The 14,385-nt window shown below is 60.6% G+C and carries 13 protein-coding genes and 2 pseudogenes; 5 read left to right on the top strand and 10 right to left on the bottom strand.

The features are described 5' to 3' along the window. Positions 1–295, top strand: a pseudogene (locus NKJ94_RS25635) (hypothetical protein); the annotation flags it as partial. A 239-nt stretch (positions 296–534) separates the two neighbouring features. Continuing rightward, entirely contained in the window at positions 535–1,881 is a 1,347-nt protein-coding gene (locus tag NKJ94_RS25630; protein WP_352528981.1) for an ISNCY family transposase, read from the top strand. 189 nt (positions 1,882–2,070) lie between these two features. Here the strand turns inward: NKJ94_RS25630 and NKJ94_RS25625 are convergent, their stop codons facing one another. From NKJ94_RS25625 to NKJ94_RS25585, 9 genes and pseudogenes are all read right to left on the bottom strand, one after another. Then, positions 2,071–3,078 (bottom strand): AI-2E family transporter, encoded by a 1,008-nt coding sequence (locus NKJ94_RS25625; RefSeq protein WP_352528979.1) that lies wholly within the window; start codon positions 3,076–3,078, stop codon positions 2,071–2,073. Between the two features lie 101 nt (positions 3,079–3,179). Next, positions 3,180–3,286, bottom strand: a pseudogene (locus tag NKJ94_RS25620) (transposase); the annotation flags it as partial. 126 nt (positions 3,287–3,412) lie between these two features. After that, positions 3,413–4,477: an ABC transporter ATP-binding protein gene (locus NKJ94_RS25615; protein ID WP_023722103.1), complete on the bottom strand. Its 1,065-nt coding sequence runs from the start codon at positions 4,475–4,477 to the stop codon at positions 3,413–3,415. Beyond that, on the bottom strand, positions 4,470–6,140 hold the full coding sequence (locus NKJ94_RS25610) for an ABC transporter permease (protein ID WP_352508356.1): 1,671 nt from the start codon (positions 6,138–6,140) through the stop codon (positions 4,470–4,472). Before NKJ94_RS25610 ends, NKJ94_RS25615 begins: the two co-directional genes overlap by 8 nt. A gap of 120 nt (positions 6,141–6,260) precedes the next feature. Next, positions 6,261–7,364, bottom strand: a complete 1,104-nt coding sequence (locus NKJ94_RS25605; protein ID WP_352528977.1) for an ABC transporter substrate-binding protein — start codon at positions 7,362–7,364, stop codon at positions 6,261–6,263. A 210-nt stretch (positions 7,365–7,574) separates the two neighbouring features. Continuing rightward, positions 7,575–8,678, bottom strand: coding sequence for an ABC transporter substrate-binding protein (locus tag NKJ94_RS25600; RefSeq protein ID WP_023722100.1), 1,104 nt, complete (start codon positions 8,676–8,678; stop codon positions 7,575–7,577). Then, positions 8,675–10,081 (bottom strand): sensor histidine kinase, encoded by a 1,407-nt coding sequence (locus tag NKJ94_RS25595; protein WP_023722099.1) that lies wholly within the window; start codon positions 10,079–10,081, stop codon positions 8,675–8,677. Before NKJ94_RS25595 ends, NKJ94_RS25600 begins: the two co-directional genes overlap by 4 nt. Beyond that, a complete protein-coding gene (locus NKJ94_RS25590) occupies positions 10,068–10,742 on the bottom strand; it encodes a response regulator transcription factor (RefSeq protein ID WP_023722098.1) in 675 nt (224 codons plus the stop codon). Before NKJ94_RS25590 ends, NKJ94_RS25595 begins: the two co-directional genes overlap by 14 nt. A gap of 168 nt (positions 10,743–10,910) precedes the next feature. Continuing rightward, positions 10,911–11,114, bottom strand: coding sequence for a hypothetical protein (locus NKJ94_RS25585; RefSeq protein ID WP_352528974.1), 204 nt, complete (start codon positions 11,112–11,114; stop codon positions 10,911–10,913). A 44-nt stretch (positions 11,115–11,158) separates the two neighbouring features. Between NKJ94_RS25585 and NKJ94_RS25580 the strand changes: the two genes are divergently transcribed. The 3 genes from NKJ94_RS25580 to NKJ94_RS25570 all read left to right on the top strand — a co-directional run bounded on the left by NKJ94_RS25580 (position 11,159) and on the right by NKJ94_RS25570 (position 13,541). After that, a complete protein-coding gene (locus tag NKJ94_RS25580; RefSeq protein ID WP_023680195.1) occupies positions 11,159–12,505 on the top strand; it encodes a hemolysin family protein in 1,347 nt (448 codons plus the stop codon). A gap of 346 nt (positions 12,506–12,851) precedes the next feature. Then, entirely contained in the window at positions 12,852–13,061 is a 210-nt protein-coding gene (locus NKJ94_RS25575; protein WP_352466305.1) for a hypothetical protein, read from the top strand. Positions 13,062–13,109: 48 nt separating this feature from the next. Next, a complete protein-coding gene (locus NKJ94_RS25570) occupies positions 13,110–13,541 on the top strand; it encodes a hypothetical protein (RefSeq protein WP_352528972.1) in 432 nt (143 codons plus the stop codon). A 93-nt stretch (positions 13,542–13,634) separates the two neighbouring features. Here the strand turns inward: NKJ94_RS25570 and NKJ94_RS25565 are convergent, their stop codons facing one another. Further along, positions 13,635–14,372 (bottom strand): tetratricopeptide repeat protein, encoded by a 738-nt coding sequence (locus NKJ94_RS25565; protein WP_352528970.1) that lies wholly within the window; start codon positions 14,370–14,372, stop codon positions 13,635–13,637. Between the last annotated feature and the right edge of the window lie 13 nt (positions 14,373–14,385).

Genomic DNA, 14,385 nt, shown 5'->3' with positions numbered 1-14,385 from the left:
AGGCGCCGATCCCGAAGAGAAGCAAGACCCGCGGAAGACGTCAGATGCCGGCGAAGCGGAAAGCTCGAAAGTGCTTGACCTCAAGCCGCCGAATAGAGAAGCCGCGCAGGTCCTACTGACGCGCGTGACGAAGTGGTCCTGGGTGAAGGCCTGGGCGATGAACGTCGCCAAGCGGCGTGGTCGGCAGAGGGCCATCGTTGCGCTCGCCCGTAGACTAGCAGTGATCATGCATCGCATGTGGAGCGATGGCACACGGTTCCGCTGGACAAAGGAAAGCACACCGGTCGCCGTCTGAACTGGGCCGTTAAGAAGGAGACAACAAAGTTCCACTTGCCGGTGGAAAAACGTCCTTCGCGGGACGATGGATGAGGTGAGTTCGCTATGCTGGCGGTGCCGATCGTACATCAGGACGCGTCCAAGATTGTTCCACCTCGTTCTGCGGATTCCCCATACTGGGAGGGCCAAGGCGCCGATCCCGAAGAGAAGCAAGACCCGCGGAAGACGTCAGATGCCGGCGAAGCGGAAAGCTCGAAAGTGCTTGACCTCAAGCCGCCGAATAGAGAAGCCAGTATATTCGATGTTTTCGCCACGCACGAGATCGGCCGCGAATTGGAGGCGATGTCGGGTTGGCTGGACGAGCATCACGATCTGCTCGGTTTGGTGGCCCGAGACTTGGTCCGGGTCGGCGTCAAAGCCACCGGGCGGCAAGGCTTGCCTGCCGAAGCGGTGCTGCGCTGCGCGCTTCTCAAACAATATCGGCAGCTGAGCTATCAGGAGTTGGCGTTCCACCTCGAGGACTCAGCCTCGTTTCGCGCCTTTGCCCGCCTGCCGTGGTCATGGAGCCCGCAGAAGTCGGTGCTGCAAAGGACGATCAGCGCAATCCGGCCTGAGACCTGGGAACAGATCAATCGGACACTGCTGTCGGGCGCTCGGCAGGCGAAGCTCGAAGACGGTGCGGTCGTGCGGCTGGACAGCACTGTGACTGCAGCCCTCATGCACGAGCCGAGCGACAGCAGCCTGCTTTGGGATGCAGTGCGGGTTATGGTGCGCCTTCTGAAGCGGGCCGATATCTTGCTCGGCGGCGCCGGCTCATCATGGCGCGATCATTGCCGCGCAGCCAAGAAGCGCGCCCGCAAGATCCAGTTCACGCGCGGCCGGCCCAATCGGGTCCAACTCTACCGCGAACTGATCGCAATCACCCGCGCGACCTTGGCCTATCTGAAGCAGGCGACCGAGCGATTGGCCGTGGCGAGCACTCCGCTCATCGCACTGTGGCAGCTCCAGGTTCGTCACCATCGGCCGCTGATCGAACGCATCATCAGACAGAGCGAACGGCGGGTGTTGGCCGGCGAGCCGGTGCCGGCCGGCGAGAAGTTGGTCAGCCTGTTCGAACCGCATGCCGATATCATCGTCAAAGGCAGCCGCAATACCGAGTACGGCCACAAACTCAACCTGACCACCGGCAGGAGCGGCATGATTCTTGATCTGGTGATCGAAGCAGGCAACCCGGCCGACAGCGACCGCTTGCTGCCGATGCTGGCGCGCCACGTCGCCTTCTGGGGCCAAGCGCCGCGGCAAGCGGCAGCCGATGGCGGCTTCGCCACGCGCGACAATTTGGCCACAGCCAAGGCGTGGGGCGTCTGCGACATGGCCTTCCACAAGAAAGCCGGCCTCAGGATCGAGGACATGGTCAGAAGCAAGTGGGTCTATCGCAAGCTACGCAACTTCCGCGCCGGCATCGAAGCCGGAATATCGTGCTTGAAACGCGCTTACGGCCTGGCACGCTGCACCTGGCGCGGCCTTGATCACTTCAAGACCTACATCTGGTCCTCGGTCGTGGCCTACAACCTCGTCCTCTTCACGCGCCTCAAAGCGACCTGACACCGACCCGGCATCGCAGTTGGGTCGCACCGGCCAATGCCGGTATCGCGGCGTGCGCCTGATCGGGGCTCATAGCACGATCTCGTCGACATCGACGCCTCCCGGCCCCGCACAGGACTCCAAAAGGCATTCTCACCCGACGATAAGCCCTTGCAAACGCTGCGAAATACGCACGTTTATGAACGGAAACTAGATTAGCCCGCGCATCGTCAGTTCAGCCTTCAGATAGGCATAATAGATCGGCGCGGCGACAAGACCCGGCATACCGAACCAGGCTTCCATGAAAACCATCGCCAGAAGAAGCTCCCAGGCACGCGCATTGATCCGCGAACCGATGATCTTGGCGTTTACGAAGTATTCGAGCTTGTGAATGATGATGAGAAAGGCAAGCGAGCCGAGTGCTGCAAGGAAGGAGATGCTGAGGCTGACAACCACGATCACCGTGTTGGAGATCAGATTGCCGATGACCGGCAGAAGGCCGGCGACGAAAGTCAGCGCTATCATTGTCCTGATGAATGGCAGATCGATGCCGAAGGACGGCAGAACAACGACGAGATAGACCGCCGTCAGAAACGTATTCAACGCCGAAATCCGGATTTGCGAGAACACGATGTTGCGAAAGGCCTTGCTCAGAATGTTGACACGATCCGCCAGCGCGACCGCCAGTGGGCCGGGCTCGCGCGATGGCGCCGCCGAGCTCACCGCGATCAAGCCGCCGATCACCATGCCGACGACAATGTGGACCACCAGGACGCCGACATCCCGCCCGACGAGTTGAAGCTGGCCGGCATGTTCGCGGAGCCACCGGGCCGCGAAGACTTCCAGTTCCTCGATGTTCGACGGAAAATAGGTCATCGCCCAGGTCGGGAGATGGACGCGCGCGGTATCGATGATCTCGGCCATCTTCTTGAGGAGCGTCACGACGTTCTCCGAACCGCCAGTCAATTGCGACATGCCGCTAAAGATAGCGGCGGCTATCAGGAGCGTGAAAATCAATGCCACCAAGGTCAGCGCAAGGCTTTTCGTCAGGCTGTTGGAAACGCCGATTCGATGGAGCATCGGTGCGGCGAAATGAACGAGATTGAACACGAGAAGGCCCGAAAGCAGTGCCGGAAGCAGCCCGAGTTCGAGAACGGCGACGAGCGCTATAAGCGCAAGCAGGCACGACGCGAGATAGAACCATGAGAAAATCAGCACTTTTCACCTGCAGAAGCAGCCAAGTCCTCTCCGGGTTTCATTAGCTTTGATACCCGGTGATGCGCAAGCGAACACGCGTTCAACACGTGTGTAAGGCTAACCGCCTCGGAGGTCCCATGCTTGCGCGCCAGGTCGCCCGCTTTTGCCCCGCCTCATGCTCACGCAGGACCGCGATGATCAGCTCTTCCGTAAACCGCTTTCTTTTCATCAGTCCGCCCTTCAATCGAGCCGGACTCTAATCTCAGATGGAGGAAATTGCCCGTGGCAGGTCAGCCGCTCGACGATGTTTATGCCGGTTGGCAAGAATGATCCTCTTCGTGGTGAACGCCGGAGTTCATTCCGCCGCGAAGACCATCAGATCCTCGAACGGGAACTCGACATGGTATTGGCCGGACGGAAGGGCGTCCCGGGAATAGGTCCGGATGGTCAGGTCATTGCTTTCGAAAATGACTTCATGCCGATCGCCAAGGAAAAGGCTCTCGACGCAGGTCATGGCGATACGTCCAGGGCCGTCCTCCCCGGACCACGTCACCCGCTCAAGCCGGACGAGTGCGGTGACTTTGGCGCCGACGGTCAGCTCCTGCTGGGCGCTGCCCACAAGATGGATGCCGTTGGCGACAATTTCCGCACGGTTGCCGTTGATGGCGGTGACCACGCCGTCAAGGCGATTGCTGGCACCCATGAACTCTGCTGCAAACAGGCTCTTCGGCTTGTTGTAGATTTGCTTGGGTGTTCCGTCCTGTTCGATCTGGCCGCCGTTGAGCAGCAGGATGCGGTCGGCGAGCGCCATCGCTTCCACCTGATCATGGGTGACGCACAGCGCCGATAGCCCGAGATTGGTGATGAGGCGGCGCAGCCAGATCCGCGCTTCTTCGCGTAACTTGGCGTCCAGATTTGACAGCGGCTCATCGAGCAGAATCACGTTCGGCTCATAGACCAGCGCGCGGGCCAGCGCCACGCGCTGCTGCTGTCCGCCGGAGAGCTGATGCGGATAGCGTTCGCCCAGTTTGCCGAGGCCGATGCTGTCCAAAGCCTTCTGGACGCGGCTCGCAACATCTGCCTGGGACACTTTGCGCAGCTTCAGGGGATAACCCACATTCTCGGACACCGTCCGATGAGGCCACAGCGCATAGGACTGGAATACCAGCCCGAGACCGCGCGTTTCCGGCGCCAGATTGATGTTCTGCCCGGCATCGAAAAGCGGCTTGTCACCGAGCAGTATCTTGCCGCTGTTGGGTGTCTCCAGACCGGCGACCGCTCGCAAGAGCGTCGTCTTGCCGGACCCGGACGCGCCGAGCAAGGCGACGATCTGACCCGGTTCGACCGAGAAGGACACACCTTTCAGGATTTCAAGGTTGCCGTAACTGAGGCGCAGGCCGTCTATGATGATGTCAGTCATTGAGGCGGACTCCAAAGCGCATCGCGAGGGCAAGACCGGTCACGATGATGACGGTGTTGATGACGGCGAGAGCCGAGACCAGATCGATCGCGCCGGTGCCCCAAAGGGAAACCATGAGCGAGCCGATCACTTCGGTTCCCGGTCCGAGCAGATAGACGCCCGTCGAATATTCACGGGCGAAGATCAGGAAGATCAACAGCCAGGCCGAGAACATGCCGCCGCGGATGAGCGGCAGCGTGATGTCCCGGGCGACCCGGCCCTCGCTGGCGCCAACTGACCGGCCGGCTTCCTCGAGCTCCTTGCCGATCTGCAGGAGCGTTCCGGAAATCAGCCGCATGCCATAGGCGAACCAGACAATGGTATAGGCGAGCCATACCGAGATCATCGTGGCACGCAGGGGTGCGATCGGCTTGAAGAAGAGAAATATCCACAGCATGGCCAGGCCAGCCACAATGCCCGGCATCGCCCGCGGTATCATGGCCACGTAATCGACGACTTTAGTCAGGGGTGCGTTCGAGCGGTGACCGGCGAGTGCCACGGCAGTATAGGCCGCGATCGAAGCCGCGCCGCCGACCACCGCGACGCCGACCGTGTTGAGAATGGCGCTGATGACATTCGGATAGTCGGCGAGATCGCGATAGTGATCCAACGTCAGCACCTGGAAGATATTCACCCCGACGCCCCAGCTTGTCACCAGTGAACGAATTGCGACGCCGCCCACCGGTATGATCACGGTGGCCGCGAACCAGGCCACCACAAGCGCGAAGGCCGGCCAGCGAAGAGCGCCCAGCCGGATGGGGTTGTGCCGACTGCCCTTGCCTTTGACAGACACATAGCGGCTGGCGTTGCGCAGCATGTAGCGCTGCAGCACGACCAGCGGCAGCGCGATCATGATGATCGCCACCACCACTACGGCCATCAACTGGTAGGAAGGAACACCGAGCTTGTTGGTGAGCTTGTAGAGATAGGTGGCGAGAACCAGCACGCCTTCCGGATCGCCAAGCACCAGCGGCAGGCCGAAAAGTTCGAAACCGAGGAAGAACACCAGAACCGCCGCATAGAGCACCACCGGCATCACCATGGGCAGCGACACACTGGCGGCGACGCGCCAAGGGCCAGCGCCGGCGGTGCGTGCCGCCTCTTCGAGGTCGGCGCCAACGTTGCGGAGCGCCGCCGATGCATAGAGATAGACATGTGGGACATGGGTGAGCCCGGCAATGATCGCGATCGATGTCACCGAATAGACATTCCAGGGCACGTAGCCGATCATCGACTTGACCGCCAGCGAGACGAAGCCGACTGGTCCCAGTGTCATCACATAGCCGAAGGCCAGCACCACCGCCGACATGAAAACCGGGATCAGGATGATCGGCTCCAGCCAGCGCTTGCCCGGCACGTCGGTGCGCACGATGATGAACGCCAGCAGGATTCCCACCGGAACTGCGATCACCGTCATGCCCACCGCGAGCTTGAGCGAAGTCGTCAGCGCTAGCCAGAAATCCGCGTCCGCGAGGATGAAGCTGTAGGCGTTCAGCGACAGATGCGCGGTTTTCTGGAAGAAAGGCGCGGACAGAAAACTCTGATAAATGATCAGGGTGACCGGCGCCAGCACCACCAGGATGGCGAGGAGGTTGGTGCTGACACGAAAGACACGGAAGGGCATGATCGCCTCGAACAAAGCCGGGGGCCGTCCGCTAGCAAGAGCGCAAGCGCGCCGTTCCGATGATTCTTAATAGCAAGAAGGGTGAGAGAGCCGACTGTGGAGGCACTCCCGATCAAGCGATTACTCGCCCTTCATGGCTTTCTGCCACTCGTTGAGGAACGCCAGCCGTGTCGTCTCGTCGAGACCTTCGAGCAGCTTGTCGTCGAGCGCGATCGGGTGAACGTTTTCACCGGCGGCGGCCTTTATGGACGCCAGCGTGGTTGCCCCTTCAACGTCATCACGAACGGCATAGAGCTTGATGTCGTCGGCGATCAGCTTCTGCGCGCGCGCCGACAGCAGATAGTCTACGAATAGCTTCGCAGCATTGGGATCCTGGGCTTCCGCCGGAATGACGGTGGCGCGGGTGGTCACCAGGACATAGTCCTTCGGGATTATCACACCGAGGTTCTCGTCCTTGGCCTGCTTGGCGAGGCCATATGAGCCGAAGATGCCATAGGCGATGGAATGTTCGCCAGACGTGACCTTCTCGATCATCGAGCCGGCGGAGCTGTAGAGCTTGATATGGGCCTTGCCAAAAGCCTTGTTAAGCGCCCAGGAATCGGTCCAGTTCTTGGCGTCCTGGTTGTAGAAATAGAAGCCGACACCGGATTTTTCCGGATCGTAGGACGCGATCTTGCCATCATATTCTGCGGTCTTCCCAGTCATCAGCTTGAGAAGATCGGCGTGGGTTGCGGGAACATCGCCTTCAGGCACGAGACGCTTGTTGTAGACGAAAGTCACCGGGTCGGCGGTGGTACCATAGACCATGTCCTTGTAGGACGCCCAGGCCGGAAGGTGGGCCGCCTCCACGGATTTGTATTCCCGCGCATAGCCGTCTGCGGCAAGTTTGATCTGCAGATCCGGAGCCGAAGACCATGCGACATCTGCCGTGCCTTGGCCCGAAGCGGTTTCGGCAATGACGCGATTGTAGAGTTCGGTGGAATTGAGGTCGGAATATTCGACGGCGATGCCGGGGAATGCTGCTTCGAAGTCCTTGAGCAAGGGCTGGACCAGCGCCGCATCGGTCGTCGAATAGATGCTGAGGTGTCCTTCCGCGGTGGCGGCGGCCACTAGATCCTTGTAGTTGTCCGGATACCCGGCGGGGATCTCGGCAGCGGCGGCAAGCGTCACAAAAGCGGCTGACAGCGAAAACGCGGCCATCATCGTCGCAAGACGATTTTTCATTAGGGTCTCCTCCAAGTTCGCCTAAATCGTACCTCCTCCAGGCACAAAAGGCGAGTATCATCCTGACCTGTCACCAACCTGTCACGGCGATGTCGAGGTTTGCTCAGCCGACTAGGCCCGATGGGTCGTGATCAGATTGTCGATGACAGCGGGATCGGCCACATCGACGTATTGCGGGATTGCTGAAATCTTGGGGCGGCATCCTACGCGTCACGGTCGCTGGCCCTGCGCATCGATCATGGACTTGCTCCAATCCTCGATGAAGCGGCGGCGCAACGCCTCGTCTTGTACGGCAAGTAACGCAGGGCCGATGCGTATGGCGCGCGCGATACCAGACTCCCCAAGTTTTTCCGGGCCGTCCGCTCCCTCAGGCAATTGCCCGTTCTCGGCAAAGAAGAAGGCGCTATCCCTGGCAACCTTCTGTCCCCGGGCCGACAGAAGGTAGTCGAGAAATCGTTTGGCAACGTCCATATTCGGCGCCGTCTTCGGAATGAGCGCGCCACGACTGAGTATCAGCGCATAGTCCCGCGGGACAACGACCCTCAAGTCGGAATTGCCCCTGGCCGCCGCGTAGGCGTATGACCCGATCATATTGTAGCCTATATATAGGCTCCCGTTTGCAACGTCCTGAAGGGTCTCCGCGGTGCAACAACGCACCACAGTTTCCGCTCGGCTCATGCTTTCCAGAAGCCGACCGTAGACCGCCGTCGTCTGCCGCGCATCACTGAACGCCAATAGGTAGCCGATGCCCGAAAGTCGGATGTCGAACGTTCCGACCCGTCCGCGATAAAAATCGATCCGCCGCCTGAGAAGATCGGCGAGTTCGATGTGGGTGCGCGGTACGTCGCCGGACGGCACGAGGCGGGCGTTATAGACGAAGACGGCCGGTTCGTAGGTAAAGCCGAATACCTCGTCGCGCCAGTTTGCCCAATTGGCGACATGCGCGGTTTCGGCCGACACGTGCGGCGCCGCGCAGCCGTCATTGGCGAGCTTCACAAGTTGGTCGACCGACGGAGACAACAAGATGTCGCCCAGCACCGCGTCCGTCCGACAGGCTTCACTGGCACTCCTTTGCAAGTCGTTGGTGACATATTCAACATAGTCGACTGCCACGTTGGGGAAAACGGACTGAAAATCCCGGATCAGTGGTTCCATTGCCGCCAGATCGGTCGCGGCGTGGATCGACAGTCGGTTCTTCTCCGGCTGAGACGAAGGAAAAAATGCGCTGCTTCCTTCAGCAGCTCTTGCCGCGTGACCGATGCATAAGACGACGGCAGCCATCAAACCGAATGTCGGCAATGTTCCCGTTATCATCCGGTCTTCTCCGTCGCGATGGGCAACGTCAAGGTGACGGTGAACCCTTGCGTGCCCTTCCCGCCATCCTTGCTTGTCTCGCGAAAGGTCAGCGCGCCACCGTGAGCCGCCGCAACCTCCGACGCGATGGCGAAACCAAGACCTGCGCTGCCGTCATGAGATTTGGACGTTTCGAAGCGCTGCGTAACCCGCTCCCACTCGCCCCGCGGAATGCCCGGTCCGTCATCTTCGACCTCGAGATGGGCACGTGTACCGTCGCTGCGTACTCTGACTTCAAGGCGCGACACCACTCCATGGCGCAAGGCATTGTCGATGATATTGACGATCGCTTCGCGAAGGCTGACGGCGTCCGCAAGCACGACCGGCTCGTCGTCAGGCGCCTCGAAGGAGACGATGATGTCCGGATCGATAGTTATCGGAACCGCCGCACGGAAAGCGCGCCGTGCGACATCTGCCAGATCGTGCGGCTGAAGCTGCACGGAATCGGCACGATGGATGACCATGGCGTGGCTGAGCAACTGGTTGGTCAGGCGCGCAAGTTCGCTGGCGCGCTGCTGTACGCGATCGAGATGCTGGCGGCTCGACTTGTCCAGCTTGGCTTGACTCAACAGATCGAGCTGCGCCGTTAGCGCCGTCAGCGGCGTTCTGATCTGGTGCGCCGCGTCGGCGATGAAGCGCTGCAGGAGTTCCACGCGCTCGTCGAGCCGACTCATGAAATAATTGATGGAAGTAACGAAGGGCCGCAATTCTCTCGGTACGACGACCGTTACCGGCGTCAGGTCTTGTGGATCGCGACGGCGGAGCGTCGCTCCGAGATGCTTGACCGGTTGCAGAGAATAGCGAATAGCAATCATCGCTCCAGCCAATGCCAATATGCTCATGATCGCCAGGAGGACGGTCGCCCTGAGAGTCAATTCACCCGCGAGCGCGCGGCGGGCTTCCGTGGTCTGCCCAACGATGACATGCGCCCAACCGGATACGGCTGGATCGGACAGTGCGCGCGCCACCACCGCAATCCGAACCGGTTCGCCGCGATAATGCGCCGATTCCAATACCGGGACATCGTGTATTGCGGCCAGATCAACTTCTGTTTGCAGATCGGCATAACCTGTCAGCGTCGCGCCGGAAGGGCCGATCACGCGATAGAAGATGCGATCGCGGCTGGCGAGGCCCAGGAGTTCAAAAGCTGATACCGGCAGGTTGATAATAAGCGAACCGGATTCAACCGTAAGGCTGTCTGCCATCTGGATGGCCGCACCAAGCAGAAGCCGGTCATAGGCGTCATCGGCGGCGGTACGTGCGTAGTACGACGCCGCACTCACCAGAAGAGCCGCACCCAGGCCCAGCACCAGCGAGATGCGGACCGCCAGGCGCGTGAAAAGGGAAGGCTCAGCCGGTATCATCGGAAGCCAGTTGATATCCCACGCCCCGCACGGTAACGATCTGCGCCTTGGCGCCTTCCAGCTTCTTGCGCAGCCGCCCGACATAAAGTTCGATCGCGTTCTGATTGGCCGGCTCGTCAAACCCGAAAAGCTGATCGATAAGTTCATCTTTGCTGAAGACGCGGCCTGGCCGCGACGCCAGTATCTCAAGCAACGTCATCTCGCGTCGTTTCAATTGCACCTCGCGCCTGCCTACTCGGACTGAGCGGCTGCCGCGGTCGAGCACGACATCGCCACACTGTACGATGTTGGTCGCCTCGCCGCTTTTCCGCCGGAGCAGAACACGGGCGCGCGCTTCCAATTCCCGGAAATCGAACGGTTTGACCAGATAGTCGTCGGCGCCGAGATCGAGCGCGCCAACGCGGTCCTCTATCTCGGAACGGGCCGTCAACATCAGAACCGGGGTGGTATTCCTTGCCTGCCGGAGCCGTCGAACGATTTCAAACCCGTCGAGGCTGGGCAGCATGACGTCGAGGATGACGAGATCGTAGCAGGTGAAATCGAGGATCTCTGCGGCAGCACGGCCGTCCGTCTCCCAATCGACTGCGTGGCCGATCGTTTCGAAGCGGCGGCTGATAGCCTCGCCAACGTCGCGCGTGTCTTCGACGAGGAGAATTCGCATGCCGGAGCATTTGCACGGAAGCAGCCGCCTATCAAGCGTCACCTCTTTGCGGAGAGGCGCTTGACATCATCTGCAGATCACGCGTTGGCTTCAGCCCTGTTACCGTCAGCAGTTCAAGCTGTCCAATCATTTGAGCTTTATCGACGGGCTGCGTGATGGCGTCTGCCTTCATGTGATCTGCGCATCCACGCCAAGAACGGGGCGCGTCGGTACATGACCCGCGCTGCAAGCCACGGCTGGACCATGCACCTTGCCGCATTCAACGTGTTCGACCGCACCGTGATCAGTCGCTAGTAGATGCACCACCATCGCCATCAGGGGATTATGCTTCTGGCGATCGTGATGCTGATAGCGATTGCGCAATGCCATCATTTGCGCTTCAGAGACGTATCCAATTGCGTCATTAAGAGGATATCATGCCGACAGGCGATGGCAGTTTGAGCGACATTCTTGGAATCTTATCGGTTCTCCTACTCGTGGCCGCAAACGGCTTCTTTGTCGCCGCCGAGTTTTCCCTGGTCGCCGTGCGCCGAAGCCGAGTTGCCGAACTCGCTGCGGCTGGGCGGCTGAACGCGGCAGCGCTCCAGCGGGCCGTCGACAATCTCGATGCCAATCTGGCGGCGACCCAGCTCGGCATCACCATTTCATCGCTGGCGCTCGGCTGGATCGGCGAACCTGCTCTCGCGCATCTCGTCGAGCCTCTCTTGATCGGGCTGCTGGGGTCGTTGGCGACTGCGGGCTCACACACTGTCGCCGTCGCGATCGCTTTCATCATCATCACCGCGCTTCACATCGTGCTTGGCGAGCTCGCACCAAAGAGTCTGGCGCTCCAGCGCAGCGAAGACACTGCGCTCTGGGTCGTGCGTCCGCTCGGTCTGTTCCTCTTTCTGCTCAGGCCGGCGATTCTAATGCTGAATGGTCTCGGCAACCTCGTTCTGCGACTCTGCGGCCTGCGCCCGGGAACCGGTGAGGATTCATTGCACTCGCCAGACGAGCTGAAGCTTCTGATCTCGGCCAGTCAGGAAGGCGGGCTGTTGCAGCAGGCGCAGCGGGAGATGGTCGAGCGGGTCTTCAATATCGGCGAGCGCCGCATCAGTGACATCATGACGCCTCGGCCGGATATCGACTGGATCGACGTGAATGATGACCGAACCGAGATTCTTCGTACGATCCGCGATTGCCGCCATGAGCAGCTCCTTGTCGGCAAGGGCGGTATCGATGAACTGCTCGGCATGGTTCTGAAGAAGGACATGCTCGACCAGGTTCTTGACGGGCAGGTTCTCGATCCGATGGCGATCATCCGTGAGCCGCTCGTCGTTCATGAATCAACGCCGATTTTCAAAGTGCTGGAGCAGTTCAGGAAGGCGCCCGTCCGCATAGCAATGGTCCTCGACGAGTACGGAAGTCTGGAAGGAATTGTTACCCAGACCGATTTGCTCGAAGCCATCGCCGGCGACCTGCCCAACATCGAAGGCGAAGAGCCGGATATCGTCGAGCGTGAAGACGGCTCCCTTCTCGTGGATGGTATGATGTCGGCCCAGGACGCCTTCGATCGCCTTGGTTTTCGGGCACGGCCAACTGAAGGCGACTTCCATACGATCGCAGGATTTGCCCTGTTTCGACTAGGGCATCTGCCTGAGGTCGGGGAACATTTTGATTATGGCGGCTGGCACTTCGAGATCGTGGACATGGATGGCCGGCGGATCGACAAACTGCTCGCACGAAGGAACTCTCCCACGGGGCGGCAAGAAACATCGGAGTAAGAATGCCCGGATTCCTGCAAGACAGGCGTCGTCATTTTCATTTTTGCGTGGTTGCTCGGCGGCGCCCTTCCTTTATCCCGCAAACCCGGCAGTCGTGGTGGTGATTCTGCCGTTAGTCATGATGACGCGGCAGTTGGTTGCCTGCGTGGCTCCCTTCCCTGATGGCCTTTGGAACGGCTTGGGCTAGCGGACGGATGGGTTTCGCCTGTATTAAAAAAACTCGCCAACTTGTCCAAAGTGTCAACGGAGCATTGCCCTTGCCTTATCGCCGCTTGGAGTGTGATCGGCAATCGTGGTATCGCAATGCCGGGAGGCGACGATGCGTGTCATTTTCCGATGTGATCCAATGTTGGTCGAGCATTTGCCACGCCCGATCCTCGCGCGCGGCGCGTTGCCGGATTGGCTGCGCACAATGCCCGCTACTTCCTTTTCGGCGATCCACGGCCGCGACATTCGCACGCTCAAGCAGTGCCCGCCCGTTATCGATGCGATGACCTATGGCTTCATGATCCTCCTGCCGTGCGACGTCATCGCCGACAAAGGGACCTTTTCCTAGGACTGGCAGATTCCGGACCCGGTCACCGGGAACCACCCCCGAGCGCCTTTGAGCTTCCACACGCCGGGGCAACTCGCAGGCAGCCCGTTTGCCACTCCCGGTCAAGCCGCCCTCAAATTCAACAGCTTCTGGACCATACAGGTCGAGGACGGCTGGTCGCTGTTCGCGACGCATCCGGTCAATCGCGACGATCTGCCCTTCAGGCTGGTGACGGGCCTGGTGGATTCCGACCGGTTCAACGATGGAGGCATTAATTTCCCGGCGGTCTGGACTGAGCCCGAGTTTTCCGGCTTGCTCAGGAAAGGAACCCCGGTCGCGCAGTGCTTTGCGGTTCCACGGGTTGAGCCGCAGCTGGAATACCGGGTGTTCGATGAAAAGCGGCAGGCATCGTATGCGCAGACGGTCGCCGATGTCCTGTCAACGCCCGGTGTGTACCGCAAGCGGTTTCGCGCCAGGCGGGGACGCTCCACCAGCGAGTGAGCGACGCAGCGCTTCCTCATCAAGCCATAGCCGGCCGCCGGACGCCGATGTGAGTGCCATGGCGATGACGCCGAACGTGGATGGGCGCAGACTCTAGGCAATCGAATACGCAGCCATGGCCCCGTCGAGGTCGCCGACTTCCTGCAGGACGACACCCAGATTGACGGCAGCTTCCGGGGCGTCCGGGCTCATCTTCAGCACCCGCCGATAGGCTTGAGCGGCGCTGCCGAACTTGCGCATGTCCTGACGCACCAGCCCGAGGTCAAACCACGCAGCCGGATGCCCACCGCCGGCGACAGCGCGTTCGAGGAAGCCCTCCGCTTCGGCAGGCGCACCGCGTTGCCAGGCAAGGCGCCCGAGGCGCGCCGCCGCCTCCTGGGATTTCGGATCCCGCTGCAAGACAAGTGTCCAGCATTCGCGCGCGGCCGGGGCGTCGCCTGCCTGATCAAGGGTACGTGCTCGCTCGATGAGGATTTCCGCCTGCAATGATAGCTTGGCTGCGCGATCCAGCTGTTGCAACGCCGCTTCAAACCTGCCTTCGGCCCGGGCAATCCTGCATGCCAGAATCAAGGCAGGCACATTGTCCGGGCGAACGGCAAGGCTCGCTTCGATGCGCGCACGAGCCCCCGGCATGTCTGCCCTTGCGAACAGGACCGCCGCCAGAAGATGGCAAAGCGCTGGATCGCCCGGGTGCTGCCCCAGGCCCAATGCGCACAGATGCATCGCTTGGTCGTGATTACCGGAATTGAAAGCAGCCACCGCCCAGCGGATCAGATCGCCACTATCGCTTTGATTGTGCGCGTTGTTGCTCGGACACTCACTGGCAGTCATGTCCTCAAGCGCC

The sequence above is a fragment of the Mesorhizobium sp. M0060 genome, from assembly GCF_040323155.1.
Lineage (GTDB): Bacteria > Pseudomonadota > Alphaproteobacteria > Rhizobiales > Rhizobiaceae > Mesorhizobium.
The sequence above is the reverse complement of the archived record's forward strand: the minus strand, read 5'-3'. Positions and strand labels throughout refer to the sequence as shown.